General features: G+C 70.3%; 26 protein-coding genes and 1 tRNA gene. 11 read left to right on the forward strand and 16 right to left on the reverse strand.

Going from position 1 to position 26603, the window contains the following annotated elements; all coding sequences use genetic code 11:
• Positions 1 to 69: 69 nt before the first annotated feature.
• Positions 70 to 151 (reverse strand) — tRNA-Tyr (locus AC067Z_RS11545).
• Positions 152 to 342: 191 nt separating this feature from the next.
• Here AC067Z_RS11545 and AC067Z_RS11550 point away from each other — a divergent pair.
• From AC067Z_RS11550 to AC067Z_RS11560, 3 genes are all read left to right on the forward strand, one after another.
• Positions 343 to 831: a YajQ family cyclic di-GMP-binding protein gene (locus AC067Z_RS11550; protein ID WP_478789265.1), complete on the forward strand. Its 489-nt coding sequence runs from the start codon at positions 343 to 345 to the stop codon at positions 829 to 831.
• Positions 832 to 1005: 174 nt separating this feature from the next.
• The gene (locus AC067Z_RS11555; RefSeq protein ID WP_478789266.1) at positions 1006 to 1512 is read left to right on the forward strand and encodes a methylated-DNA--[protein]-cysteine S-methyltransferase; all 507 of its coding nucleotides are present in this window, start codon (positions 1006 to 1008) and stop codon (positions 1510 to 1512) included.
• A complete protein-coding gene (locus tag AC067Z_RS11560; RefSeq protein WP_478789267.1) occupies positions 1509 to 2195 on the forward strand; it encodes an alpha-ketoglutarate-dependent dioxygenase AlkB family protein in 687 nt (228 codons plus the stop codon). Before AC067Z_RS11555 ends, AC067Z_RS11560 begins: the two co-directional genes overlap by 4 nt.
• Positions 2196 to 2235: 40 nt before the next feature.
• Here AC067Z_RS11560 and AC067Z_RS11565 read toward each other — a convergent pair whose 3' ends face one another.
• Positions 2236 to 2505, reverse strand: a complete 270-nt coding sequence (locus AC067Z_RS11565) for a GlsB/YeaQ/YmgE family stress response membrane protein (protein ID WP_478789268.1) — start codon at positions 2503 to 2505, stop codon at positions 2236 to 2238.
• A 77-nt stretch (positions 2506 to 2582) separates the two neighbouring features.
• Between AC067Z_RS11565 and AC067Z_RS11570 the strand changes: the two genes are divergently transcribed.
• Positions 2583 to 3839, forward strand: a complete 1257-nt coding sequence (locus tag AC067Z_RS11570; RefSeq protein ID WP_478789269.1) for an APC family permease — start codon at positions 2583 to 2585, stop codon at positions 3837 to 3839.
• A 3-nt stretch (positions 3840 to 3842) separates the two neighbouring features.
• Here AC067Z_RS11570 and AC067Z_RS11575 read toward each other — a convergent pair whose 3' ends face one another.
• From AC067Z_RS11575 to AC067Z_RS11635, 13 genes are all read right to left on the reverse strand, one after another.
• Positions 3843 to 5027, reverse strand: a complete 1185-nt coding sequence (locus AC067Z_RS11575; protein WP_478789270.1) for a barstar family protein — start codon at positions 5025 to 5027, stop codon at positions 3843 to 3845.
• A 36-nt stretch (positions 5028 to 5063) separates the two neighbouring features.
• Entirely contained in the window at positions 5064 to 5450 is a 387-nt protein-coding gene (locus AC067Z_RS11580) for a YccF domain-containing protein (protein WP_478789271.1), read from the reverse strand.
• Positions 5447 to 6310, reverse strand: a complete 864-nt coding sequence (gene htpX, locus AC067Z_RS11585; RefSeq protein ID WP_478789272.1) for a zinc metalloprotease HtpX — start codon at positions 6308 to 6310, stop codon at positions 5447 to 5449. The genes AC067Z_RS11580 and htpX overlap by 4 nt, the downstream gene beginning before the upstream one ends.
• Before the next feature lie 146 nt (positions 6311 to 6456).
• Positions 6457 to 7992: an NADH-quinone oxidoreductase subunit N gene (locus tag AC067Z_RS11590; protein WP_478789273.1), complete on the reverse strand. Its 1536-nt coding sequence runs from the start codon at positions 7990 to 7992 to the stop codon at positions 6457 to 6459.
• Positions 7989 to 9566 carry a complex I subunit 4 family protein gene (locus tag AC067Z_RS11595; protein ID WP_478789418.1) on the reverse strand — a complete coding sequence of 526 codons (1578 nt, stop codon included), beginning with the start codon at positions 9564 to 9566 and terminating at the stop codon, positions 7989 to 7991. Before AC067Z_RS11595 ends, AC067Z_RS11590 begins: the two co-directional genes overlap by 4 nt.
• 27 nt (positions 9567 to 9593) lie before the next feature.
• Entirely contained in the window at positions 9594 to 11594 is a 2001-nt protein-coding gene (locus AC067Z_RS11600; RefSeq protein WP_478789274.1) for an NADH-quinone oxidoreductase subunit 5 family protein, read from the reverse strand.
• Positions 11591 to 11959, reverse strand: coding sequence for an NADH-quinone oxidoreductase subunit NuoK (gene nuoK, locus AC067Z_RS11605; RefSeq protein ID WP_478789275.1), 369 nt, complete (start codon positions 11957 to 11959; stop codon positions 11591 to 11593). The genes AC067Z_RS11600 and nuoK overlap by 4 nt, the downstream gene beginning before the upstream one ends.
• The gene (locus AC067Z_RS11610; protein ID WP_478789276.1) at positions 11959 to 12570 is read right to left on the reverse strand and encodes an NADH-quinone oxidoreductase subunit J family protein; all 612 of its coding nucleotides are present in this window, start codon (positions 12568 to 12570) and stop codon (positions 11959 to 11961) included. Before AC067Z_RS11610 ends, nuoK begins: the two co-directional genes overlap by 1 nt.
• A complete protein-coding gene (locus AC067Z_RS11615) occupies positions 12567 to 13232 on the reverse strand; it encodes a NuoI/complex I 23 kDa subunit family protein (RefSeq protein WP_478789277.1) in 666 nt (221 codons plus the stop codon). The genes AC067Z_RS11610 and AC067Z_RS11615 overlap by 4 nt, the downstream gene beginning before the upstream one ends.
• Positions 13232 to 14200 carry a complex I subunit 1/NuoH family protein gene (locus tag AC067Z_RS11620; protein WP_478789278.1) on the reverse strand — a complete coding sequence of 323 codons (969 nt, stop codon included), beginning with the start codon at positions 14198 to 14200 and terminating at the stop codon, positions 13232 to 13234. The genes AC067Z_RS11615 and AC067Z_RS11620 overlap by 1 nt, the downstream gene beginning before the upstream one ends.
• Positions 14197 to 15729: an NADH-quinone oxidoreductase subunit C gene (locus tag AC067Z_RS11625; RefSeq protein WP_478789279.1), complete on the reverse strand. Its 1533-nt coding sequence runs from the start codon at positions 15727 to 15729 to the stop codon at positions 14197 to 14199. Before AC067Z_RS11625 ends, AC067Z_RS11620 begins: the two co-directional genes overlap by 4 nt.
• Positions 15726 to 16322, reverse strand: coding sequence for an NADH-quinone oxidoreductase subunit B (locus tag AC067Z_RS11630; protein ID WP_478789280.1), 597 nt, complete (start codon positions 16320 to 16322; stop codon positions 15726 to 15728). The genes AC067Z_RS11625 and AC067Z_RS11630 overlap by 4 nt, the downstream gene beginning before the upstream one ends.
• Positions 16313 to 16711 carry an NADH-quinone oxidoreductase subunit A gene (locus tag AC067Z_RS11635; RefSeq protein ID WP_478789281.1) on the reverse strand — a complete coding sequence of 133 codons (399 nt, stop codon included), beginning with the start codon at positions 16709 to 16711 and terminating at the stop codon, positions 16313 to 16315. Before AC067Z_RS11635 ends, AC067Z_RS11630 begins: the two co-directional genes overlap by 10 nt.
• A gap of 205 nt (positions 16712 to 16916) precedes the next feature.
• On the opposite strand from AC067Z_RS11635, the gene AC067Z_RS11640 reads away from it, so the two are divergent.
• From AC067Z_RS11640 to AC067Z_RS11670, 7 genes are all read left to right on the forward strand, one after another.
• Positions 16917 to 18089 (forward strand): sensor histidine kinase, encoded by a 1173-nt coding sequence (locus tag AC067Z_RS11640; protein WP_478789282.1) that lies wholly within the window; start codon positions 16917 to 16919, stop codon positions 18087 to 18089.
• A gap of 245 nt (positions 18090 to 18334) precedes the next feature.
• Entirely contained in the window at positions 18335 to 19657 is a 1323-nt protein-coding gene (locus AC067Z_RS11645; protein ID WP_478789283.1) for a sensor histidine kinase, read from the forward strand.
• A 196-nt stretch (positions 19658 to 19853) separates the two neighbouring features.
• Complete coding sequence (locus AC067Z_RS11650) at positions 19854 to 20513, forward strand: response regulator transcription factor (RefSeq protein ID WP_478789419.1); 660 nt, start codon at positions 19854 to 19856, stop codon at positions 20511 to 20513.
• Between the two features lie 239 nt (positions 20514 to 20752).
• On the forward strand, positions 20753 to 22699 hold the full coding sequence (locus AC067Z_RS11655) for a 2-oxoacid:acceptor oxidoreductase subunit alpha (protein WP_478789284.1): 1947 nt from the start codon (positions 20753 to 20755) through the stop codon (positions 22697 to 22699).
• The gene (locus AC067Z_RS11660) at positions 22692 to 23741 is read left to right on the forward strand and encodes a 2-oxoacid:ferredoxin oxidoreductase subunit beta (protein ID WP_478789285.1); all 1050 of its coding nucleotides are present in this window, start codon (positions 22692 to 22694) and stop codon (positions 23739 to 23741) included. Before AC067Z_RS11655 ends, AC067Z_RS11660 begins: the two co-directional genes overlap by 8 nt.
• Before the next feature lie 212 nt (positions 23742 to 23953).
• On the forward strand, positions 23954 to 25018 hold the full coding sequence (rarD, locus tag AC067Z_RS11665; protein ID WP_478789286.1) for an EamA family transporter RarD: 1065 nt from the start codon (positions 23954 to 23956) through the stop codon (positions 25016 to 25018).
• Positions 25019 to 25223: 205 nt separating this feature from the next.
• A complete protein-coding gene (locus AC067Z_RS11670) occupies positions 25224 to 26078 on the forward strand; it encodes a mechanosensitive ion channel family protein (protein ID WP_478789287.1) in 855 nt (284 codons plus the stop codon).
• 127 nt (positions 26079 to 26205) lie between these two features.
• Here AC067Z_RS11670 and AC067Z_RS11675 read toward each other — a convergent pair whose 3' ends face one another.
• Positions 26206 to 26568, reverse strand: coding sequence for a DUF6401 family natural product biosynthesis protein (locus tag AC067Z_RS11675; RefSeq protein ID WP_478789288.1), 363 nt, complete (start codon positions 26566 to 26568; stop codon positions 26206 to 26208).
• Positions 26569 to 26603: the final 35 nt, after the last annotated feature.

Raw genomic sequence — 26603 nt, forward strand, 5'->3', positions numbered from 1 at the left:
CTGCCGGCGGCAGCAACGACGATGGCCCCTGACCTGCGTTTCCGCAGATCAGGGGCCATCTTCATCACGTGGCGGCGCCAGGATTCGAACCTGGGTAGGCTAAGCCGACGGATTTACAGTCCGTTCCCATTGGCCACTCGGGCACACCGCCATGGGATGTCGCCTTGAGACACCCCTTCGGGGCGGTGCTCCGTGGCAACGACGTAAACGATACCTGATGTGCAGGGGTGCTTCGCCACCGGATTGATCAGCACTCGGGGCGGGCGCGGATGGCTAGGCTTGACGGAGCCGTCCGGGTGTTCCGGACGCGCCTCCACGCACCCGACAAAGGAGCCACAGGACATGGCCGACTCCAGTTTCGACATCGTCTCGAAGGTCGAGCGGCAGGAGGTCGACAACGCCCTCAACCAGGCCGCCAAGGAGATCTCCCAGCGCTACGACTTCAAGAACGTCGGTGCCTCGATCGCCTGGTCCGGCGAGAAGATCCTGATGCAGGCGAACTCCGAGGACCGCGTCGCGGCGATCCTCGACGTCTTCCAGACGAAGCTGGTCAAGCGCGGAATCTCGCTGAAGGCACTCGACGCGGGCGAGCCGCAGCTCTCCGGCAAGGAGTACAAGATCTTCGCCTCGATCGAGGAGGGCATCTCCCAGGACAACGCCAAGAAGGTGGCGAAGATCATCCGCGACGAGGGCCCGAAGGGTGTCAAGGCTCAGGTCCAGGGCGAGGAGCTGCGTGTCAGCTCCAAGAGCCGGGACGATCTGCAGGCCGTACAGGCACTGCTCAAGGGGCAGGACTTCGACTTCGCGCTGCAGTTCGTGAACTACCGGTGAGGTAGGCACGGGCGCGCCGGAGCGACCGAGGGCGGAGCGGCTCGACCGCTCCGCCCCCGCCCTTGTGCCGGGGCAGGGCGTGACGTCCGATTTCCGCCAGCCGCGACGTCGTCGGGGGCGCAGAATCGTAGGCGTACGGCGCACGGAGACATCCCGCAAGGAGGGACGCGAGCCATGACCACTCTGTACGAGGTCGTCGACAGCCCGTTGGGTGAGCTGCTGGTCGTCGGCGAGGCCTCGGCCACGGCGAAGGGCGGCACCGCGCTCGTCTCGCTCTCGCTGCCCGGGCAGAAGGGCGCGGCGGTCGTGCAGGACGGCTGGCGGCGTGACCCGGCGGCGTTCGAGGAGATGGGCCGACAGCTCTCGTCGTACTTCGCTGGACGACTGACCCGTTTCGAGATCGAATTCGCCGACAGCGGGACCGACTTCCAGCGACGGGTGTGGCGGGCACTGGAAGAGGTGCCGTACGGGCGCACCACGACCTACAAGGAGATCGCCGAGCGAGTGGGCACTTCCGCGGTCGGTGTACGGGCCGTGGGGACGGCCATCGGGCGCAATCCGCTGCTCGTCGTCCGGCCCTGCCATCGAGTGATCGGCACGGACGGTGCCCTGCGCGGATACGCCGGAGGCCTCGCGTCCAAGGAACGACTCCTCGGACTCGAGGGCACGCGGGCGTCGTGAACGACCCCCTGTTTCCCAGGGAACGGACAGTTGTCGCGCCGGGCGCGGTGCACGTCCCCGGCTGGCTGCCGGTCGGGCGGCAGCGGGAACTGGTCGAAGCGTGCCGCGCCTGGGCGCGCGGCCCTGTGCCCATCCGGCACACGGCGCTGCCGGGCGGCGGCGTGATGTCGGTGCAGACCGTGTGCGTGGGGTGGCACTGGCAGCCGTATCGCTACTCCCGGACCGCCGACGATGTGAACGGTGCTCGAGTGGCCGAATTTCCCGACTGGCTCATGGAGTTGGGACGGGAGGCGCTGGCCGCGGCGTACGGGACGGGGTCCGAGGGTGGAGAGGGCGGGCAGGCCGCGGCGTCGGCTAGCACGTACTCCCCGGACACCGCGTTGATCAACTTCTACGACGGTGCCGCGCGGATGGGGATGCACCAGGACAAGGAGGAGCGGTCCGGCGCTCCGGTGGTGTCGCTGAGCATCGGTGACAGCTGCGTCTTCCGATTCGGGAACACCGAGACGCGCGGGCAGCCGTACAGGGACGTGGAGCTGATGTCCGGGGACCTGTTCGTCTTCGGCGGGCCTTCCCGATTCGCCTACCACGGGGTCCCGAAGGTGCTTCCCGGCACGGCCGATCCCGCGACGGGGATGAGCAGCGGTCGGCTGAACATCACCCTGCGCGAGACCGGACTGTAGGGCCTCTCGTTCGGATCCTGCCGGGATCAGCGCGTCGGGATCAGCGAGAACGCGAGTGACCGAAAAGGATCCGGTAGGCGATCAGCAGCACAAGGGAACCGCCGATGGCCGCGGCCCACGTGGCCCCGTCGTAGAAGTCGGTGGAGATCGGCCGGTCCAGCCAACGGGCCGATATCCAGCCGCCGATGAACGCGCCGGCAATGCCCGTGACCGTCGTGCCGATCAGCCCGCCCGGGTCGCGGCCGGGCAGCAGGATCTTGGCTATGACCCCGGCCAGCAGCCCGAGGACGATCCAGCTGATGATGCTCATGCCGTGAACCTGCCTTTCGTACGTTGTTGCACTTGAGGACGACCGGGCGACCGGGCGCGGTTGCGGAGATCGGTAGGGTGCGACGCGTGACACGAGAACTGCGTCGATCGCTGGGTGTCTTCGACGCGGTCGTGATCGGACTCGGCTCGATGGTCGGAGCCGGCATCTTCGCTGCGCTGGGCCCGGCGGCCGACTCGGCCGGGACCGGGCTGCTGCCCGCGCTGGCGCTGGCCGCCGCCGTCGCGTACTGCAATGCCATGTCGTCGGCCAGGCTCGCGGCCCTGTACCCGGCGTCCGGGGGCACCTACGTGTACGGGCGGGAGCGGCTGGGCCCGTTCTGGGGGTATCTGGCCGGCTGGGCGTTCGTGGTCGGGAAGACGGCATCGTGTGCCGCGATGGCGCTGACGGTCGGTGCATACGCCTGGCCGGAGCAGGCACACGCGGTCGCCGTCGCCGCGGTGGTCGCGCTGACTGCCGTGAATTACGGGGGCGTTCAGAAGTCGGCGTGGCTGACGCGGGCGATCGTGGCGGTCGTGCTGTCGGTTCTGGCTGCGGTCGTGGTGGCCTCCCTCGGGTCGGACGCCGCGGACACGGAACGGCTGGGCCTCGGTACGGACGTGACGGCCGGTGGTGTGCTGCAGGCGGCGGGGCTGCTGTTCTTCGCCTTTGCCGGGTACGCACGGATCGCCACGCTGGGCGAAGAGGTGCGGGACCCGGCCCGGACGATCCCTCGGGCCGTACCACTGGCGCTCGGTATCGCGCTGCTCGTCTATGTGTGTGTCGCTGTCTCGGTCCTCTCTGTGCTGGGCCCGGACGGGCTGGGCCAGGCTGCGGCTCCGCTCGCGGATGCCGTGCGTGTGGCTGGTGTGCCGTGGCTGGAGCCCGTCGTGAAGGCGGGCGCCGCGGTGGCGGCGCTCGGCTCGCTGCTCGCGCTGATTCTCGGCGTCTCCCGCACAACGCTGGCGATGGCCCGGGACGGCCATCTGCCGGGAGCACTGGCCGCGGTGCATCCCCGCTTCCAGGTGCCGCACCGCGCGGAGCTTGCCGTGGGGGCCGTCGTCGCGGTGGTGGCGGCGACGGCGGACGTGCGCGGGGCGATCGGCTTTTCGTCGTTCGGAGTGCTGGTGTACTACACCATTGCCAACGCCTCGGCCTGGACGCTGAGTTCCCGGAGCGTGCAGGCATTTGCGGGATGCGGGCTGGTGGGTTGTCTCGGGCTGGCCTTCGCGCTGCCGCTCTCCTCGGTGCTGTCGGGCACGGCGGTGCTGTCGGCGGGAGCCGCGGTGTACGGGGGGCGGGCGCTGCTGCTGCGCCGTCGGCGCGGTGCCCGCTGACCCTCAGCCCAGGACGACCTCGACCTTGCCTGCGGCGAGCGTCGCGAGAACGTACTCGAACGTGGGCTGCTCGGGGTTCGCCAGCGGAGGCATCCCGAGGCACGTACGGGCGATGTGATGGTCGTGCCAGACCAGGGTGAGCGGGGCCTCGACGCCGAACCCGCCCTTCAGGCAGTCGTCAATGGCCCACAGACCCCAACCGAAGTACGTGCCGGGCCCGTTCATGGCCTCGCCCAGTGCGCAGAGGAATCCCGGAACGTCGGTGACGTGCCTGCCGTCCAGGTGGTACGTCCCGCCCGGTGGGGCGTCATGTTCGCGCACCTGCTGGTGGTTCTTCATCGTGACCAGGGGCCAGCACGCACGTCCCACCGTATCGAGCGAAGCCCAGAGGTTGGGCTCGGCCGGCGGCCCGCTCCACCAGATCTCGTGGACCCGGCGGCGTGCGGCGCTGCGTTCGTCGAAGGCGTAGACGTCGAGGGTGAGATCGAAGAGTCCGTCTCCCAGGGCAGACGGCTTCCACGTCTGGATGTCCACGTTGAACCAGTCCTCCTGGACGACCCGCCCCGTGCGGTCGAGCACCCCGATGTGGACGCCACCCAGCGTGAAGTCGTCGTCCCCCGCATGCAGCGCGGCGAGCAGGGTCCCGCGGGCTTCGCAGCCGAGCAACTGCAGCGGTGTCGCGCCAGGTTCCGGCTGTTTGTCACCGACCAGCCTCACCTCCTGGCAGTGACCCCAGGGCTGCTCGTCCCGGCCCTCCAGGCGGAAGCCCCGGGACCGGGGCGGCTGCTCCGGTACGTCCGGCTGGTGCTCGTGGACTTCGTCCCACCCCTCCAGGGCAGCTTCGACCGTGATGTCGACCAGGCCGTCGCCCGCCGCACTCGGTCGCACAGCCAGTACCCGCACGTCCTGCAGGCCCCACCACGCAAGCCAGGGCGGATCGATCGGCTGCCCCTCGGGGTCCAGGGTCACCGCGTACAGCACGCCGACGGGCGAGGTGCCGTCCTCCTGCGGGTTGGCGGCCGCTTCCGACAGGCGCCCCTCGGGCGCGCAGCCGACGAGTTCGTAGCGGTCCCGCTCCGGTTCCGGCGGGTCCCCGTAGAGGCCCTCCGCATCAGTGCAGAGGGCCAGGATCTCCGTGTCCTCGGGATCGTCGGGGTCGGTGTTCGCGACAGCCAGCTGTATGCGCAACTACCAGGTCACCTCTCAACACGAAGGGGGTGGGCCTCACACGAAGGGGCGGTCCGTCGGGACGATTTCCTTGCCCAGCGGCATCAACGAGACAGGGATCATCTTGAAGTTGGCGACGCCGAACGGGATCCCGATGATCGTCAGGCACAGCGCGATGCCCGTGACGATATGACCCAGCGCCAGCCACCAGCCGGCCAGGATCACCCACAGGACATTGCCCAGCACGGACGGGGCTCCGGCGTCGTGCCGGTCGACGGTCGTGTAGCCGAAGGGCCACAGGGCATAGACGCCGATCCGGAACGAGGCCAGGCCGAACGGGATTCCGATGATCGTGATGCACAGGATCACGCCCGCGAGCAGGTATCCCAGGAACAGCCAGAAGCCGCTGAGGATCAGCCATATGACGTTCAGAATGGTTTTCACGGGCGATGACCTGCCATCTGTTCGAGTCGGGCGATCCGTTCCGCCATGGGCGGGTGGGTGGAGAACATCTTGGACAGCCCCCGGACGGGGCCGAACGGGTTCGCGATCATCATGTGGCTCGCTGTCTCCAGCCGGGGCTCGGGCGGCAGCGGTAGTTGTTTCGTCCCGGCATCCAGCTTGCGCAGGGCGCTCGCCAGGGCGAGGGGGTCACCGGTGAGCTGAGCCCCCGAGGCGTCCGCCTCGTACTCACGCGAGCGGCTGACAGCGAGCTGGATGACGGAAGCAGCCAGGGGGCCGAGCAGCATGATCAGCAGCATGCCGACCAGGCCGGGGCCGTCGTCGTCGTCCGAGCGGCCGACAGGGATCAGCCAGGCGAAGTTGACCAGGAACATCACGACCGAGGCCAGGGCTCCGGCGACGGACGAGATGAGGATGTCACGGTTGTAGACATGACTCAGCTCGTGGCCGATCACGCCGCGCAGCTCGCGCTCGTCGAGGATCCGCAGGATCCCGTCCGTGCAGCACACGGCGGCATTGCGCGGATTGCGGCCGGTGGCGAAGGCGTTCGGTGCCTGCGTCGGGGAGATGTACAGCCGGGGCATGGGCTGGCGGGCGGCGGTCGAGAGCTCGCGGACCATGCGGTACAGCGTGGGCGCCTCGAATTCGCTGACGGGCCGGGCACGCATGGCCCGCAGCGCGAGCTTGTCGCTGTTCCAGTACGCGTAGGCGTTCGTGCCGAGTGCCACGACAAGCGCGACGAGCAGCCCCGTCCGGCCGAAGAAGCTGCCGATGACGAGGATGATGGCGGACAGTCCCCCGAGGAGTACGGCGGTCTTCAGCCCGTTGTGCCGGCGGTGCACGGTACGCCCTCCAAATGGTGCGGCAGGGGAACCCTTTGCCTGTGGTGCTCACTCTCCAGTGGACCCTTCTGTACTGGTCAACGCCAGGCGAAGGACGCTGGTTCCCCTGCACTCCCGACCCCGGGCATGCGCCGGTGGAGTGATGCTCAGAAGAGGGTGTTCGCCGCGAAGCGCAGCACCAGCTGGGGATACCCGGAGAGGACCACACCGGCGACGGCCGTCAGCGCGATCGCGACGGTGACCGGGGCCGGGGTGCGCCGCCGCGCCGGGGCGGCCGCTTCCACGGCCTCTCCTTCGCCCACCGCCTCGGGGGCGCGGAACAGGATCGCCGTCCACTGCAGGTAGTAGTAGAGGGCAATCACGACGTTGATGGCCATGACGACGGCGAGCCAGCCGAGCCCGGCATCGACGGCCGACGAGAAGACGGTGACCTTGGCGAACAGTCCGATGATGCCGGGCGGCAGCCCTGCCAGGCAGAGCAGGAAGAAGCCCATCGCCAGGGCGGCGAGAGGGCGGGTCGCGTAGAGGCCGCGGTAGTCGGAGATCCGGTTCTGCGGGTGGTTGCGCGCGACGAGCGCCGCTACCGCGAACGCGCCCAGGTTCACGACGGCGTACATCAGGGCGTACGCGACGGTGGCACCGATCTGGTCGTCGCTCGAGTACGCGGCGGCCGCTATCGGCACCAGCAGGTACCCGGCCTGGGCCACGGAGGACCAGGCCAGCAGCCGTACCGCGCTCCACGCACGCGTGGCGGACTGGCGCAGCGCGGCCACGTTGCCCGCCGTCATGGTCAGTGCCGCGAGGACGGCGAGCGCAGGGCCCCAGACGTCGGCGTACCCGGGGAAGCCCACGACCGTCACCAGGATGAGGCCGGTGAAGCCCACGGCCTTGCCGACGACGGAGAGGTATCCGGCGATCGGCAGCGGCGCGCCGACATAGGTGTCCGGAACCCAGAAGTGGAAGGGAACGGCGGCCGTCTTGAAGGCGAAGCCGACCAGGGTCAGCGCTACGCCGGCTTTGGCGAGCGTGTCGAACTGACCGGGCACATTCTCCAGGCCGGCGGCGACCTGGGTGAGATGCAGGGTTCCCGTCGCGGCGTAGACGAAGCTGACGCCGAGCAGGGTCACGGCCGTCGCGGTCACCGAGGAGAGGAAGAACTTCAGGGCGGCTTCGCTGGACAGCCGGTTACCGCGCCGCAGGCCCACGAGTGCGAACGCGGGCAGCGAGGCGACTTCGAGCGCGACGACGAGGGTGGCGAGGTCACGCGATGCGGGCAGCAGGGCCGCGCCCGCCGCCGAGGAGAGCAGCAGGAACCAGAACTCACCGGCCGGGAGCTCGCGGCGCGTGTCCGTGAGCGAGAGCACAGCGGTCAGCAACGCGCCGCCGAGAACCAGGAACTGGATGGCCAGCGTGAAGTGGTCGGCGGTGTAACTGCACACGTCGACGTCGCTCGTCAGGCAGAACGTCGAACGGTCGCCCTTACGCAGCGGCACCAGGGTCAGCATCGCGGCGACGAGGCCGGCGATCGCGACGCCGCCAAGCACTGGCTTGCGGCGTTCCGCGAGGAAGAGGTCGGCGACCAGAACGATCATGCCGACGACCGCCGTGATCGTGGGCGGCGCGATCGTGAGCCAGTCGACCGACTGGACGAGGCTGGTGACGCTCTCGGCGGCCACGGTCACGAATTGCCTCCTGCGAGGAGCTTCTGCACTGCCGGGTCGGTGAGGCCGAGGAGGACCGCGGGCCACAGTCCGGCGAGGACGGTGAGAGCGACGAGCGGCGTCCAGGCGGCGAATTCGTAGCCCCGGACATCGGTGAGCGGGGCGAACGGGCGGCCTTCCGCCGCACTCGCCCCCGCCTGCGGCGGCGCGCCCATGCACACGCGGCGCACGACGACCAGCAGATACGCGGCGGTCAGCAGTGTGCCGAACGCGGCGATCGCCATGAACGTGAGGAACGCAGGCCGGCTGAGGCCGTCGGCGGGGTCGAAGGCGCCGAACAGGGCCAGCATCTCGCCCCAGAACCCGGCGAGACCCGGCAGGCCGAGCGAGGCGACGGCCGCGAAGGCGAGCAGACCGCCGAGGCGGGGCGCCCGTCCGTACAGCGCGGCGCCGGTGGCACCGGCGAGAGCGTCCAGGTCGGCGGTGCCGTAGCGGTCCTTGACCGCGCCGACCAGGAAGAACAGCAGGCCGGTGATGAGGCCGTGCGCGATGTTGGCGAACAGGGCCCCGTTGATGCCGGTCGGCGTCATCGAGGCGATGCCGAGGAGCACGAACCCCATGTGGCCGACGGACGAGTAGGCGATCAGCCGCTTCAGGTCACCGCCGGCTCCCTGCCTGGCCAGGGCGAGGCAGGCGAGGGATCCATAGATGATGCCGACGACCGCGAATGCCGCGAGGTACGGGGCGAAGATCTGCATCCCGTCGGGCGTGATGGGCAGGGCGATGCGGACGAACCCGTACGTACCCATCTTGAGCAGGACTCCGGCGAGGAGCACGGAGCCGACTGTCGGGGCGGCGGTGTGAGCGTCGGGCAGCCAGCTGTGCAGAGGCCACATGGGCGTCTTCACCGCGAGCCCGATCCCGATCGCCAGGACGGCGATGACCTGCACGGATGTGGTCAGGTCACGGCCGTTGTCAGTGGCGAGTGCCACCATGTCGAATGTGCCGGCCTTCAGCCCGATGAGCAGAAGGCCGAGCAGCATCACGACCGAGCCGAGAAGCGTGAAGAGGATGAACTTCCAGGCGGCTGCCTGCCGCTCCGCACCGCCCCAGCGGGCGATGAGGAAGTACATCGGGATGAGCACCATCTCGAAGGCCAGGAAGAACAGCACCAGGTCGAGGACGGCGAAGGTCGCGAGAGTGCCCGATTCGAGGACGAGCAGCAGAGCGACGAATGCCTTCGGCGAGGGGCCGGAAGGCATCTTGAAGTAGCTGTGGAGCGCACAGAGGAAGGTCAGCAACGCCGTCAGTACGACAAGGGGGAGCGAAATGCCGTCGACGCCGAGGTGGATCCGCACGTCGAGTGCCGGGATCCACTTGATGTCCGTCGTGGCCTGCATCACCGACGGGTGGTCGTGGTCGAAGCCGAGCGCCAGCACCACCGCGGCGACGAGAATCGCCCCGGTCACGGTCACACCGTGGCGCAGGACCGCCTGGTCCGGGCCGGATCCGCGCAGCCCGGGCGGCGCGGGGAGCAGCGCGGCGACGGCGCCGAGGAGCGGTCCGACGACGATGAACGCGAGAAGGACCTGCATCACTGACTCGCTGATATCGATCACGGCTCACGATCCCGCGTTGACGTTGGACAGGACGACGGCGGCGACCGCCAGGACGACAGAGCCGGCGAGCAGCGCACCGAGGTAGGTCTGCACATTGCCGGTCTGTGCGCGCCTGACGACTGTTCCGAGCAGGCGTGTTCCGGCGCCCGATCCGCTGACGTAGGTGTCGACCACCTCGCGGTCCAGGAAGCGCACCAGCTGGGCGGCCGCCCGGACGGGGCGCACGAACAACGCGCTGTAAAGGGCGTCGACGTGGAAGCCGACGGCGGCATGCCTGTGGAGCGGGCCGAGCAGCAACCGGGCGGGATCGGCCGGGTCGGGGGCGGTCGCGAGCGATCCGTAGGCGGGGGTGTGGGTCGCGATCGCCTCGGCCTCGGAGACGGCGGGTTCGGCTTCGGGGTGGGCGGCGACCGCACCGATGGGTGTGCGGGCCATGACGGCGGTGGTGTGCCGCCAGGTTCCGTAGGTGACGAGTCCGCCGACCATGGCCAGGCCGGTGCCGAGGACGGCAGTGGTGACGGTGGCGGTGAGGGCGTGTCCGTCGAACCAGCCGGGCAGCTGGTTGTAGGTCAGGCCGAAGGCGAGTGACGGGACGGCGAGGACCCAGAGCACAGCGGTCATGGCGACCGGCTGCCTGCCGTGGTCGGGGGCCTCGGCGCCGCGGCCACGGAAAGCGAGCAGCCACAGCCGCATCGCATATGCGGCGGTGAGGACGGCTGTCATCAGACCGGCGATCAGTACGGTCCAGCCCGCACCCGTGGGCGCGATGGCGGAGTCGCCGAACGCGGTGTGCTCGGCAGCCACGAGGACGGCTTCCTTGGAGAAGAAGCCGGCGAAGGGAGGAATCGCGGCGAGGGCCAGCAGCGCGATGGTCATCGTCCAGTACGCATCAGGGACGCGCTTGGCGATGCCGCTCATGCGGGACATGGCGGCGAGCGAGTTGGTGCCCACGGCGTGGATGATCAAGCCCGCGGCCAGGAAGAGCAGGGCCTTGAAGGCACCGTGGGACAGGAGGTGGAAGACGGCGGCGCCGCGGTCACCGACGGCCAGCGCGCCGGTCATGTAACCGAGCTGGCCGATCGTCGAATAGGCGAGGACGCGCTTGATGTCGTCCTGGGCGAGGGCGGCGAGCCCGGAGCCGACCATCGTGACGGCGGCCATCACGGCAAGGACGGTCATGGCCGCCGCGGAGGCTGCGAAGAGGGGAAGGAGCCGGGCGACGAAGTAGACGCCGGCGGCGACCATCGTCGCGGCGTGGATCAGTGCGGAGACGGGTGTGGGGCCCGCCATCGCATCGGGCAGCCAGGTGTGCAGCGGGAACTGCGCCGACTTGCCCGCCACGCCCGCGAGGAGGAGCAGGGCGACCAGGGTGGGGTGCTCGATGGTGCCGGCCGCGACGGCGCCGAGGATTCCGTTGATCCGGAACGTGCCGGCGTCGGTGGCGAGGGCGAACAGGCCGATGAGGAAGGGGACATCGCCGAGTTTGGTGACCAGGAAGGCCTTGAGGGAGGCGGCGCGCGCCTCGGGCGTCTCCCAGTAGTGGCCGACGAGGAAGTAGGAGCAGATGCCCATGATCTCCCAGCCCACCAGCAGCACCATCAGGTCGCCCGAGTAGACGACGAGCAGCATCGCGGAGGTGAACAGGGAAATGAGCGCGGCGTACGAGGGATAGCGAGGGTCGTCGCGCAGATAGGCCGTGGAGTAGATCTGCACACAGGACGCGACGATCCCGACCACGACGGCGACGAGGGCCGCGAAGCCGTCGATGTACAGGGCGAGATCGATCGGGACCGATCCGGTGGGCGTCAGCTCGGTCGCCGCGGTGATCGCCCGGCCGCCGCCCTGTCGGGCGGCCACGAGGGCGGCGAGCGCAGTCGCGGCCAGGGTGGGCAGGACCGCGAGGGGTCGTACGAAACCGGGCGCGGCGCGGCCGAGCAGCAAACCGGCCGCGGCGCCCAGGAACGGAAGGAGGGGGACGAGGACGGCGAGGGTTGTGGTGGTCACGCGGTGGCCTCTGCCTTCTCCTCGCGGTCTGCGGGTGAGGGGCTGTCGTCGGGCCCGGCGGCCTCGGCGGTGTCCCGGAGGCGGTCGACGTCCGAGGTGCCGCGGTTTCGGTACACCATCAGCACGATCGCGAGACCGATTCCGATCTCCGCCGCGGCGATGGCAATGATGAAGAGGGTGAACGCCTGGCCGGCGTGCAGCGCGTCGCGGAGCCACACGTCGAAGGCGACCAGGTTGAGGTTGACGGCGTTGAGCATCAGCTCGACGGACATCAGGACGAGGATCGCGTTGCGGCGTGCAAGGACGCCGTACAGCCCGACACAGAACAGGAGGACGGCGAGCACGGCGGGATAGGCGAGATGCATCAGCGCTTCCCCTCTCCGGCCTCGCGGGCCGTTCGGTCCGACGGGCCGGGGCCGTGCGTGGTGTGCGGCGGTTCCGGGTCCTTGCGGGACAGGACGATCGCCCCCACGAGGGCGGCGAGCAGCAGGACGGAGAGCGCCTCGAACGGCAGCACCCAGTGCCGGAAGAGGATCTCGCCGGACACCTTGGTGGATCCCTGGGCGGGTCCGTCCAGATCGATCCACGTGGTGCGGAACGCGTCCACGACCACCCACACCAGCGCCGTCGCGGCGACCACGGCCACCCCGAGCGCGAGCCACCGGTTGCCGGAATCGGCGTCGGGGGAACGGCCGATGGGCGCCTTGGTGAGCATCAGACCGAAGAGGAGGAGGACGACCACGGAGCCGACATAGATCAGGACCTGTACCCACGCGATGAACTCGGCGGTGAGCAGGAGGTACTCGACGGCGATACCGCCGAGCGCAACGACCAGCCAGAGGGCGGCATGCACCAGCTGCTTGGTCGTGACGGTGATGACGGCCGCGCCGAAGGTGGCGAGGCCGACGAGCAGAAAGGCGATCTCCACACCGGTCGGGGAGAGAAAGCCCTGTGGCGCTACTGCGGCGAGCGTCATGCGGGACCTCCCTCGCCCGGCTGGGGTCCGGGCTCGCGCTTTGCCGGAGCGTCCCCGTCGGCGGGCGGGGTCGGGCCGATACCGGAGACGGGGCCGCCTGCGGGCGCGTCTCCGGCAGTCGGCGTGGCGTCGGCCTGGGCGGCGGCCGCGAGCTTCTCGGCCGCCTTGCGGGCTGCCGCGACCTCCTTCGGCTCCTCAGCGCCCGGGTCGAGCGCGGGTGGCGCGGGCACCGTCCACATCCACTCGCGGAGCTTGTCGCGCTCGTGGGTGAGCTCCTGGATGTCGGTCTCCGCGTACTCGAACTCGGGGGACCAGAACAGCGCGTCGAAAGGACACACCTCGATGCAGATACCGCAGTACATGCAGAGCGAGAAGTCGATGGCGAACCGGTCGAGGACATTCCGGCTGCGCTCACGGCCGCCGGGGACGGCGGCAGGGACCGTCTCCTTGTGGGAGTCGATGTAGATGCACCAGTCGGGGCACTCACGGGCGCAGAGCATGCAGACCGTGCAGTTCTCCTCGAACAGGCCGATCACTCCGCGCGTGCGGGGCGGCAGTTCGGGCAGGACGTCCGGGTACTGCGCGGTGACGGTCTTCTTCGTCATCGTCCGCAGGGTGACGGCAAGGCCCTTGGCGAGGCCGCTGCCGGGGATCGGGGACATTACTGGATCACCACCTTGACGATGCCGGTGAGGGCGATCTGGGCGAGGGCGAGGGGGATGAGCGCGGTCCAGGCCAGCTTCTGCAGCTGGTCCTCGCGCAGCCGCGGGTAGCTCACCCGCAGCCAGATGACGACGAAGGCGAGCACCGCGGTCTTGAGGAGGGTCCACAGCCAGCCGAGCCCGTCGGCACCCAGCGGACCGTGCCAGCCGCCGAGGAAGAGGACGGTGGTCAAGCCGCACAGCACGACGATGCCCGCGTACTCGGCGAGCAGGAACAACGCGAAACGCAGGCCCGTGTACTCGGTGTACGCACCGAAGATGATCTCGGAGTCGGCGACCGGCATGTCGAAGGGAGGACGCTGCAGTTCGGCGAGACCGGCGACGAAGAACACAAGCGCGCCCACGATCTGCCAGGGCAGCCACCACCACTCGAAGGCGTTCACGATGCCGGGCAGCGACACGGTCCCGGCCGCCATGGCGACCGACGCCGCGGTGAGCAGCATGGGGAGCTCGTATGCCAGGAGCTGAGCGGCGGTTCGCAGGCCGCCGAGAAGGGAGTACTTGTTGGCCGATGCCCAGCCCGCCATGAGCGAGCCGAGCACACCGACGCCCATCACGGCGAGGACGAAGAAGATGCCAGCGTCGACGACCTGGCCGACCGCGCCCTCGCTGGGGCCGATGGGGATGGCGACCAGGACGAGAAGGTAGGGCAGCAGGGCGACGGCCGGGGCGAGTTGGAAGATGCGGCGGTCGGCATCGGCCGGGACCACGTCCTCCTTCTGCGCGAACTTCACGCCGTCGGCGACGAGTTGGGCCCAGCCGTGGAAGCCACCCGCGTACATCGGGCCGAGGCGGCCCTGCATATGGGCCATGACCTTGTGCTCGGTCTGCCCGATCACGAGCGGGAACACCATGAACACGGCGAAGACGACGATCAGCCGGACGGCGACGTCGAGGGCGTCGTTCACGCGGGGTCGCCTCCGGTGGGTCGGTCCTGCTGGGTGCGGTCGGGGTGGGCGGGGCCCGTGTCGTCCGTGGGCTCCGTGTCGTCCGCGTCCGCATCGGTGTCGCCGTCGTCCGGCTCGGGGACTGCGGGCGCAGGGCTCCCAGGCGTCGACGCCGGCGCGGACTCGGCCGGTGCGGAGTCGGCCGGTGCGGGCGCAGGGGGCTCGGCAGGCGCGGACTCGGCCGCCGCGGGCGCAGAGGGCTCGGCAGGCGCGGACTCGGCCGCCGCGGGCGCAGAGGGCTCGGCGGCGCCGGTGGCGTCGGCGTCCTCCGTCGCGTCCTCCGTCGCGCCCTTCGGCGCGGGCGCCGCGGCGCCCGGGGTCGGCCTGTCGTCGTCGAATGCCGGGCGCGCGTGGTGCCAGGGGGCGTCGGAACTGCGGGCCGGCGGGGCCGGGGGCTCGGTCTCCTCCGGGGCGGCCTCCGCCCGGCGCGTGCTCGCCGAACCTGCGGCGGCGCTGCGAGAGCGGCGTGGCCGCTCGGCCGAAGGCCCCTCAGCCGAAGCCGCACCCTCCGCCGTGCCCGCCGCTGCACCCTCCGCCGTGCCCGCCGCCTGAGAGGCCGAGCCCTCGCTCGCACTGCGCGAACGACGAGGCCGCGACTCTCCCGCAGCCGGAGCCTCCGAAGCAGCGCCCGCCCGGGACGCCGTGTCCTCCGCCTGGGACGCCACGTCCTCCGTCTGGGACGCCGAGGCCGCCTGAGACGCCGAGCCCTCGCTCGCACTGCGCGAACGGCGAGGCAATGCCGGGGCGGGTCCCCCACCCGCGCTCGCACCCGCCTCCGTACCCGTTCCCGCGGCCGTGCCCGTGGCCGCCTGGGAAGCCGAGCCCTCGGTGGCTGTGCGCGTGCGGCGCGGTGGGCGTTCGCCGGGTGCTCCGGCCGCACGCGGGGTGCGGGCCGGTCGCGCCGGGGCAGGCGGGAGCTGGCCCTTCAGCGGGCCCCACTCGTTGGGGTCGGGCACACCGGGCGGCAGCATCTGGCGGCGCTTGGGGCCCCCGTGCTCGGATTCCCCCGGCTCCTTCGCGCCCGGCCATGCCTTGGCCACCCGGGCGGCCAGGACGAAGTCCTTGCGCAGTGGATGCCCCTCGAAGCCCTCGGGCAGCAGCAGCGGATCGAGATGCGGATGCCCGGTGAAGTCGACCCCGAACATCTCGTGCGTCTCGCGTTCGTGCCAGCTCGCGCCCGCGTAGATGTCGACGGCCGACGGCAGCGCCGGGGCACTGTGCGGGACCGTGGTGCGTACAAGCAGCCGACGGACCCTGCGACCCTCCAGCGAGACGACGTGCGCGCACACGCGGAAGCCGGTGCCCGGCTCGTCGACCGCGCTCAGCCAGTCGAAATAGGTGCAGCCCAGCTTGTCGCGGGCGATTTCGAGGGCGGGGATCCAGGAGCCGACGGGGACGTCGACCGTGAGGAGTTCGTAGCTGCGCTCCGCGGTGGCCTCTTCGCCGAAGATCTCGGTGACGGCGTCCGGGAGGTTGTCGTACGCGTTCACCGTTCGCCCTCCGATCCGGGGGGCGGTGGCGGCGTGACCAGACCGCTGCGCAGCGCCTCGGCCGACGGGCGGGCGGTGCCGCGTGCGTAGCGCTCGCCGAGCGATTCGTTTGCGATCTTCTCCTGCAGCTTGAGGATGCCCTGGAGCAGCGCCTCGGGACGGGGCGGGCAGCCGGGCACGTAGACGTCGACGGGGATGATCTGGTCGACACCCTTGGTGACGGAGTAGGAGTCCCAGTACGGGCCGCCGCAGTTGGAGCAGGCGCCGAAGGAGATGACGTACTTGGGCTCGGGCATCTGCTCGTACAGACGCTTCACCGCAGGTGCCATCTTGTCCGTCACCGTGCCGGAGACGACCATCAGGTCCGCCTGGCGCGGGCCGGGGGCGAACGGGATCACGCCGAGCCGGATGAAGTCGTGCCGCGCCATGGAGGCCGCGATGAACTCGATGGCGCAGCAGGCGAGGCCGAAGTTGAAGACCCAGAGGCTGTAGCGGCGGCCCCAGTTGAGAACGACCTTCATCGGCTCGGGGGCCAGGCGCGCCAGTGCGCCGAGCCTCTGCGGCTCGGGAAGATCGACGGGAGTCACGCCCATGTCAGGACGCCCTTCTTGTACGCGTAGAGCAGGCCCACGGCCAGGAAGCCGAGGAAGATGAACATCTCGACGAGCGTCGTCGCGCCGTAGCCCTGCGCGGCGAACACGGTCGCCCACGGGAAAAGAAAGATCGAGTCGACCGCGAAGATCACGTACAGGAACGCGTAGACGTAGTAGCGGACCTGGGTGTGGGCCCAGCCCTCGCCGACAGGGTCGACTCCGCACTCGTACGTCAGCAGTTTCTCCGGCGTCGGCACCACCGGCCGCAGCAGCCGGCCGGCGCCGAAGGCGACGGCGACGAAGAGCACGCCGATCACCGCGAGCAGTCCGACGACCGAGTAGCTCTGGAAGTAGTCCGCCGCGAGTACGACCACGGTCGTTTCCGGCACGTCCGCCCCTCGCTCCCTGACCTCGTCGACTTCGATGCTGCTTGTCGCTTCGTACGACGCCTTGCGGCGTCCGTACGCACGGGAGTCTAGGCCCTGCTAAAGGGACCGTAAGCAGTCGCGTCATGCATGAGGTGGGGTTATCCCCACTTCCTCCCACCCATGTACCCCATGGCGCCCGGAGGACGCGCCCGGCAGGCTGGCCCTCATGACCGCGAGCATCACCTCCCCCGACAACGGAGGACCGCCACCCGTGCGCTTCGCCTTCGACCGTCACACCTGGCGGGAGGTCGCGCATCTGCTGGCCAATCTGCCGGTGGCGCTCGTCTCCTTCGTCTACGTCCTGGTGGCCGTGGCGGTCGGAGCGGGCCTGTCCGTCACCGTGATCGGGCTGCCCCTGCTCGCCCTCGGGCTGGCGGGCGCGCGCGGCGTGGGACGTCTGGAGCGGGCGAGGGCCCGTGCATTGCTCGGCGTGCGCATCGACGAGCCGAGCCCGCTCGGCTCCCCGCGGCACGGCTCAGGTCTGCTCGCCCGGATCTGGTCCCGGCTGAAGGATCCGGTGGGCTGGCGGGCGGTGCTCTACTCGTTCATCCGGCTGCCGTGGGGTGTGCTGACGTTCGCCGTCACGCTCGTGGGGCTGGTGGCGCTGTGGCCTTTGCTGCCGTACCTGGCTCGGGGGATGGCCAACGCGGACCGTGCCATGGTGCGCGGACTGCTGTCGCCCTCCGACGAACTGGAGCGGCGCATCGCGGAGTTGGAGTCGGACCGCGGAGTGGTCGTGGACACGGCCGCCGCGGACCTGCGCCGTATCGAACGCGATCTGCACGACGGCGCGCAGGCCCGGCTCGTCGCGCTCGCCATGGGGCTCGGCCTCGCGAAGGAGAAGTTGCTGGAGGATCCCGACGCGGCGGCGGCGATGGTCGACGAGGCGCACGGCGAGGTGAAACTCGCGCTTCAGGAACTGCGCGATCTCGCACGCGGAATCCACCCCGCGGTCCTCACCGACCGCGGTCTCGACGCCGCACTGTCGGCGGTCGCCTCCCGCTGCACCGCCCCCGTCACGGTGACGGTCGACCTGGAGAGGCGACCGGCGGAGGCGATCGAGGGCATCGCCTACTTCACCGTGTCCGAACTGCTGCAGAACGTCAGCAAGCACGCGCGGGCCACCCGTGCGTCCGTGGACGTCTGGCGTGCCGACGAGCGGCTGCTCATCCAGGTCAGCGACAACGGCAAGGGCGGGGCGCGGCTGGACGGCGGCACGGGCATGTCCGGCCTCGCGGAACGCCTGGGCGCGGTGGACGGCCTGTTCGCGCTGGACTCCCCCGTGGGCGGCCCGACGAAGGTCACGGCGGAACTGCCGTGGCGGGAGCGCCGCGCCTAACAGCCCGGGCGCACAGGGTTCTCCCACGCCCTCCCCCATGCCCTCGCCCCTCGGGCATGCCCCGACGTCCCGCCCCCTGCCCCTGCCCCTGCCCCATCCTCTCGGTCATGCCCGCCACGAGCCCGCCCGGGCGCCCGTGGTGGGGAAAACCCCCGGCCAGGACGCCGACCGCCCTCATGGTGTGTGCGATTCCCGGTCAGCACGCTAGAGACATGACAACCCGCATCGCAGAACGGACTACTTCGATGACCACGGATCACGGATACGGCACAGTGCCCCGCGAGCGGGTGCATGCGCTGCCTCCCGTACTGCGGGCGCCGCTGGAGGGGCGTACGTGGCGGGAGTTCGTCTGGCTCGTGCTGAGCCTGCCCATGAGTGTGCTGCTCTTCGTCCTGGCCGTCGCCCTGACGTCGACGAGCGCCGGACTGCTCGTCACGTTCCTCGGAATCCCGCTGCTCGCGGGCACGTTCGCCACCCTGCGCGGCCTCGGCGCGGTGGAGCGCATGCGGGCCAGGGCCCTGCTGGACGTGGACGTCGCCGCGCCCGAGCCGGTGCGGGTCAGGAAGGCCGGAGCCGCCGGCTGGATCGGCGGGATCCTCAAGAGCGGCGCCTCCTGGCGACACCTCCTCTACGCGCTCCTCCACTTCCCGTGGGCGGTCTTCGGCTTCTCTCTGGTGGTGCCGCTGTGGACGGCCGGCTGGGCGCTGCTGCTGTACCCGCTGTGGCAATGGGTCTTCCCGATGTACGGCGGTGTCGACGGGCTGCAGCTGTACGGCGACCGGACGCACGGCTACTACCTCGACTCCCCCTTCGAGATCGGGGTGACCAGCTTCGCCGGTCTGCTGCTGACCCTGGCGACACCGTGGGTCATCCGCGGCCTGACCGGCGTGGACCGGCTGATGGTGACAGGGCTGCTCGGGCCGTCCCGGCTGGCCGGCCGCGTCGAGGAGCTGGAGTCGGACCGCGGAGTGGTCGTGGACACGGCCGCCGCGGACCTGCGCCGTATCGAACGCGATCTGCACGACGGCGCGCAGGCCCGGCTCGTCGCGCTCGCCATGGACCTGGGGCTCGCCAAGGAGAAACTGGCCGAGGACCCGCAGGCCGCCGCCCGCATGGTCGACGAGGCGCACGGCGAGGTGAAGGTGGCGCTGCAGGAGCTGCGTGATCTCGCACGCGGAATCCACCCCGCGGTCCTCACCGACCGCGGTCTCGACGCCGCACTGTCGGCGGTCGCCTCCCGCTGCACCGCCCCCGTCACGGTGACCGTCGACCTGGACACGCGACCGGCCGCCGCGATAGAGGGCATCGCCTACTTCACCGTGTCCGAACTGCTGCAGAACGTCAGCAAGCACGCGCAGGCGACCCGTGTGTCCGTGGACGTCTGGCGCTCGCAGGACCGTTTGATGCTGCAGGTCACGGACAACGGCAGGGGCGGCGCCTCCCCTGCGGCGGGGAGCGGTCTCGCGGGGCTGGCGGAGCGCTTCGGTGCGGTGGACGGCATCCTCGCCGTGGACTCGCCGGCAGGCGGCCCGACGACGGTGACGGCCGAGCTCCCCTGGCGCGCCTGACCCCGGCGCCGCGCAGGGCCCGGTCTCAACCCTCCCCGGCCCCCCTGCGTCCCCCCGTTCGGCGGTCGGCGTACCCGCCCCGCACCCCCTGCAGATCCCGGAGCCCGGGCCCGCGAGCGGGCCCGGGCTGGGATGCTGGACGGCGCAGGGGCCACAACACTCATCAACAGGGGGACGCGGGGCTGTGGAGGACAAGGTGCGGGTGGTCATCGCCGAGGATTCCGTGCTGCTCAGGGAGGGGCTGACCCGGCTGCTGACCGACCGCGGCCACGATGTCGTCGCCGGTGTCGGCGACGCCGAGGCGCTGATCAAGACGGTGGCGGAGCTCGCCGGCCAGAACGCGCTGCCGGACGTCGTCGTCGCCGATGTGCGGATGCCTCCCACCCATACGGACGAAGGCGTACGGGCCGCTGTGCAGTTGCGCCGGGAGCATCCCGGCATCGGCGTGCTCGTCCTTTCGCAGTACGTGGAGGAGCAGTACGCGACCGAGCTGCTCGCGGGCAGCAGCCGGGGCGTGGGCTATCTGCTCAAGGACCGGGTGGCCGAGGTGCGCGAGTTCGTGGACGCCGTGGTCCGGGTGGCCCGTGGGGGTACCGCGCTGGACCCGGAGGTCGTGGCGCAGCTGCTGGGCCGGAGCCGTAAGCAGGACGTGCTCGCCGGCCTCACGCCCCGCGAGCGCGAAGTTCTGGGGCTGATGGCCGAGGGCCGGACGAACTCGGCGGTCGCCAAGCAGCTCGTCGTGAGCGACGGCGCCGTGGAGAAGCACGTGAGCAACATCTTCATGAAGCTCGGCCTCTCGCCCAGCGAGGGTGACCACCGGCGGGTGCTGGCCGTGCTGACGTATTTGAACTCGTGACGTCCCACTTCCGGCGCAGTTCCCTGAACGGGTGACTCGTGCGCCACGACGGGTGAACGTGTACACCGGGAACACATGAGCATATGAATCATGACAAAGGTGGGCGGCACGACGTCTCACGGGTGATTCCGAGATACGAACGGTCCGGGGAAGGCCCTCCTTACCGTCGTAGGGTTGCCAATGGGACGGTCGGCGGACCGGCCGGGCCCGAGGAGCCGCCTCGAGGGAGGTCCAGTTCAGTGACCAGCCAGGTGAGTAGCCCGACCGAGCAGGCCGACGAGTCGGGTGGGGGCCGTGAGGCCGTCGTCGGCGAACAACGCAGGCCTTCGGGCGACAAGGAAATCCGCAGACTGGACCGGGTGATCATCCGCTTCGCGGGTGACTCCGGTGACGGTATGCAGCTGACAGGTGACAGGTTCACCTCGGAGACGGCGTCGTTCGGCAACGACCTCTCCACGCTGCCGAACTTCCCCGCGGAGATCCGGGCACCTGCCGGAACGCTCCCGGGTGTCTCCAGTTTCCAGCTCCACTTCGCCGACCACGACATCCTCACGCCCGGCGACGCCCCGAACGTGCTGGTCGCGATGAACCCGGCCGCGCTCAAGGCCAACGTCGGTGACGTACCGCGCGGCGGCGAGATCATCGTCAACACCGACGAATTCACCAAGCGGGCGATGGCCAAGGTCGGCTACGACACCTCACCGCTGGAGGACGTCTCGCTGGAGGCCTTCCACGTCCACCCCGTGCCGCTGACGACGCTGACGATCGAGGCGCTGAAGGACTTCGGCCTGTCCCGCAAGGAGGCCGAGCGCAGCAAGAACATGTTCGCGCTCGGGCTGCTGAGCTGGATGTACCACCGGCCCACCGAGGGCACGGAGTCGTTCCTGCGGACGAAGTTCGCGAAGAAGCCGACCATCGCCGAGGCGAACATCGCGGCATTCCGCGCGGGCTGGAACTTCGGCGAGACGACCGAGGACTTCGCCGTCTCCTACGAGGTCGCGCCGGCCAGCAAGGCGTTCCCCACGGGCACCTACCGCAACATCTCCGGCAACCTCGCCCTGTCCTACGGACTGATCGCGGCGAGCAGGCAGGCCGATCTTCCGCTGTATCTGGGCTCGTACCCGATCACCCCGGCCTCCGACATCCTGCACGAACTGTCGAAGCACAAGAACTTCGGCGTGCGCACGTTCCAGGCCGAGGACGAGATCGCGGGCATCGGCGCGGCGCTGGGTGCGGCGTTCGGCGGCGCGCTCGCCGTCACCACCACCTCCGGCCCCGGTGTGGCGCTGAAGTCGGAGACGATCGGTCTCGCGGTGTCGCTGGAGCTGCCGCTGCTGGTCGTGGACATCCAGCGCGGCGGCCCCTCCACCGGACTGCCGACCAAGACGGAGCAGGCGGACCTGCTGCAGGCCATGTTCGGGCGCAACGGCGAGGCGCCGGTGCCGATCGTGGCCCCCCGCACCCCGGCGGACTGCTTCGACGCGGCGATCGACGCGGCCCGGATCGCGCTTGCCTACCGCACCCCGGTCTTCCTGCTCTCCGACGGCTACCTGGCCAACGGCTCGGAGCCGTGGCGGATCCCCGAGATCGACGAACTTCCCGATCTGCGCGTGCAGTTCACCACCGGCCCGAACCACGAGCTGGCGGACGGCACCGAGGTGTTCTGGCCGTACAAGCGCGATCCGCAGACGCTGGCCCGCCCGTGGGCCGTGCCCGGCACCCCCGGTCTCGAACACCGCATCGGCGGCATCGAGAAGCAGGACGGCACGGGCAACATCTCCTACGACCCGGCCAACCACGACTTCATGGTCCGCACCCGGCAGGCCAAGATCGACGGCATCGAGGTCCCGGACATCGACGTCGACGACCCGGACGGCGCCCGCACCCTCGTGCTCGGCTGGGGATCGACGTACGGCCCGATCACCGCCGCCGTACGCCGGCTGCGCGCCGGGGGCCTGCCCATCGCGCAGGCACATCTGCGTCACCTCAACCCGTTCCCGGGGAATCTCGGTGAGGTGCTGGGGCGTTACGACAAGGTAGTGGTACCGGAGATGAACCTCGGCCAGCTCGCCACCCTGATCCGGGCGAGATATCTGGTCGATGCGCACAGCTACACCCAGGTGAACGGCATGCCGTTCAAGGCGGAGCAGCTCGCCACGGCTCTCAAGGAGGCCATCAATGACTGAGGCGCTCTCGCTGGTGCCCAAGGCCGAGGCCAAGCAATCCATGAAGGACTTCAAGTCCGATCAGGAAGTGCGCTGGTGCCCCGGTTGCGGCGACTACGCGATCCTCGCCGCCGTGCAGGGCTTCATGCCCGAACTCGGCCTGGCGAAGGAGAACATCGTCTTCGTCTCCGGCATCGGCTGCTCCTCCCGCTTCCCGTACTACATGAACACCTACGGGATGCACTCGATCCACGGCCGCGCACCCGCCATCGCGACGGGCCTCGCCTCCTCCCGCCGCGATCTGTCGGTGTGGGTCGTCACCGGTGACGGCGACGCCCTGTCCATCGGCGGCAACCACCTGATCCATGCGCTGCGCCGCAACGTCAATCTCAAGATTCTGCTGTTCAACAACCGGATCTACGGGCTCACCAAGGGCCAGTACAGCCCGACGTCCGAGCTGGGCAAGATCACCAAGTCCACGCCGATGGGCTCCCTGGACGCGCCGTTCAACCCCGTGTCGCTCGCGCTCGGGGCGGAGGCGTCGTTCGTGGCGCGCGCCATCGACTCCGACCGCAAGCACCTCACCGAAGTGCTGCGCCAGGCGGCAGACCACCGGGGCACCGCGCTGGTCGAGATCTACCAGAACTGCAACATCTTCAACGACGGCGCCTTCGAAGCACTGAAGGACAAGCAGCAGGCCGAGGAGGCGGTGATCCGGCTGGAGCACGGCCGGGCCATCCGCTTCGGCGCCGACCTGGCGAAGGGCGTCGTGCGCGACGAACGGACCGGCGACCTGGAGGTGGTGACGGTGACGCCGGAGAACGAGGCGAGGGTCCTCGTCCACGACGCGCACAACCCGAGCCCCACCACGGCGTTCGCCCTCTCCCGGCTCGCGGACGCGGACACCCTCCACCGCACGCCGATCGGCGTCCTGCGCAGCGTCGAGCGGCCCGTCTACGACACGCTCATGGCGGAGCAGCTGGAAACCGCGGTCGAGCAGAACGGCAAGGGCGACCTCGCCGCGCTGCTGTCGGGCAACGACACCTGGACGGTCGTCGGCTGACGCCGGGCACAGCACGTACAAGGAGGTCAGGAACCGGTCGGTTCCTGACCTCCTTGCATGTGCGGAGCAGCCGAAGCCCTCGCGGCCGGACGGCCTCGGTCCTTTCTGGCGGCCGCGGCATGATCCGTCATGACCGTATGGCGATACGGACATGACATCAGGGCTCCTGCGGCGTACCTTCTTCGAGGAATGGACGCTGGGCAGGAGGGTCAGTGAAGTCGCAGAACGAGCAGCGCGCGGGACTGCTGTACGGGATCGGCGCCTACGGCATGTGGGGACTGGTCCCCCTCTTCTGGCCGCTGCTCAAGCCGGCCGGAGCCCTGGAGATCCTCGCCCACCGGATGGTCTGGTCGCTGGCCTTCGTCGCGGTCGCGCTGCTCTTCCTGAAGCAGTGGAGCTGGGTGCGCGAGCTGGCCCGGCAGCCGCGGAAGCTGGCGCTGATAGCCGTCGCCGCCACGGTGATCACGGTCAACTGGGGCGTCTACATCTGGGCCGTCAACACGGGCCATGTCGTCGAGGCCTCACTCGGGTACTTCATCAACCCGCTGGTCACCATCGCCATGGGCGTCCTGCTCCTGAAGGAACGGCTGCGTCCGGCCCAGTGGGCGGCAGTCGGCATCGGTTTCGCCGCCGTGCTCGTCCTGGCCATCGGCTACGGGCAGCCGCCGTGGATCTCCCTGACGCTGGCGTTCTCCTTCGCCACGTACGGCCTGGTGAAGAAGAAGGTCAACATCGGCGGCCTGGAGTCCCTGGCGGCCGAGACGGCGATCCAGTTCCTGCCCGCGCTCGCCTTCCTGGTGTGGCTCGGCGCGAACGGCTCGGCCACCTTCGGGTTCCACGGCACCGGCCATGCGCTGCTGCTCGCCGCGACGGGCGTGGTGACGGCCGCGCCGCTGGTCTGCTTCGGCGCCGCCGCGATCCGGGTGCCGCTGTCCACGCTGGGCCTGCTGCAGTACCTGGCCCCGGTCTTCCAGTTCCTGCTCGGCATCCTCTACTTCCACGAGGCGATGCCCGCGGAGCGCTGGTCCGGTTTCGCGCTGGTGTGGTTGGCCCTGTCGTGCCTCACCTGGGATGCGCTGCGCACGGCCCGCCGCAACAAGGCGGAGGCCCTGCGGCTGGCGGTCCAGGCGGCGGCCTCGGGCGCGGAGCCGGTCACGGTCGCGCAGGCCGGTGCCGTCGCCGGCACGGTGACCGCACCCGCGGCCGCGTCGGCCGATGAGGAGGAGCCCGCAGTGGGCGCCGCACGCGCCGAGCGGGAGACGGAGCCGACGGTCTGACGTCCCGCGGCCACCCGACGCCGGCCCGGCTTCCCACGGTCCGGGCCGCATCCGGTGACCGACACGCCCACCAGGGCCCCATCTCCACTCGAACGGCGCAGTACCGCCTCCGGGCGCAGGCCGCCCCCGACGACGGGTGCTACCACCGAAGTCCAGGCCCCGGTCGGACGGACCGCGGTGACCCAGAGAGCGGAGCGAGTGCGTCATGTCTCAACCCCTCGCACTGTCGGTCGACTTCGGTCAAGGCCTCACCGACGCTTGGTCCGCCGTGGCGGAGTTCATCCCGAAGTTCATCGCCTTCCTGGCGATCCTGGTCATCGGCTGGTTCATCGCCAAGGCGATCGCCAAGGTCGCCGACCGGCTGCTGCGCAAGGTCGGCTTCGAGCGGATGGCCGAGCGCAGCGGCATCGCGAACAGCCTCCGGGGCTCGAAGTACGACGCCACCGGCATCCTCTGCAAGATCCTCTACTACGCGATCATGCTGATCGCCCTGCAACTGGGCTTCGGGGTCTTCGGGCCCAACCCGGTCAGCACCATGATCAACGGGATCGTCTCCTGGATCCCGAAGGCGATCGTCGCCTGCATCATCGTCGTCGTGGCCATGGCGATCGCCCGCGCCGTCCGCGACATCGTCCAGAGCGCCCTGTCCGAGACCTCCTACGGCCGCACTCTCGGGACGATCGTCTGGGCCTTCATCGTGGGACTCGGCGTGATCGCCGCGCTCGGCCAGGTGCAGATCGCGACCTCCGTCACCGGTCCGGTGCTCTGGGCGGTGCTCGCCACGGTGGCGGGCGTCCTGATCGTCGGTGTCGGCGGCGGCCTCATCGGCCCGATGCGGGAACGCTGGGAGCGCTGGCTCGCGACGGCCGAGGCCGAGTCGGGCCGCGCCAAGGACACTCTCTCCGCCTACCAGCGCGGCCGCGCCGACGCAGCCGCCGGACAGCCCGCGACCGAACGCCAGAAGGGCCGGCGGGGCGGTAGGGACGGCAGGCAGGACATGGGCCGCGGACGGGACATGGACGAGGGCCCGCCGCTGGGGAACGGCCGCGACCCGATGTGACGCACCGGCGGGCCCGGAGCACGAACACAGGACCTGCCGTGATCACCCGCCTGTCCTGCGTGCGCTCCGGGCCCGCCCCTCGAGCGGCTGCGCCCGAGGTCAGCGGCTCGCGCGGCTGCGCCCGACGTCAGCGGCCGAGCAGGTCGTGCTCGCGGATCAGCCAGCAGACCGCGGTCAGCCGCAGTGTCGCGAAGTCGTAGCCGACGGGCTCGGACCAGTCGATCTCCGACAGCCAGTCGGTGAACCCCAGGACGTAGTCCGCGAGATCCTCGCGCAGCGGCGCGTCGGGCGTCTCCGGGCCCGCCGACTCCGGAGACCTGCGAGGGCCGGGCACGGACGGCAGAAGCGCATCCCGCACGGCCGCCGCGTGCTGGTCGACCGCCGCGACAAGCCCCGGCTCGAAGGAGAACTCCGAGAGCCGGGGCATGTACGTGGCGGCCACACCGACCAGCGGGCAGCCGGGCGGCCCGCTGTGGGGCAGAGCGTCCATTCCCCCACGTTAAGCCGGGAACAGGTGCCCCCAGA

Source organism: Streptomyces sp. NPDC043812 (genome assembly GCF_056436245.1).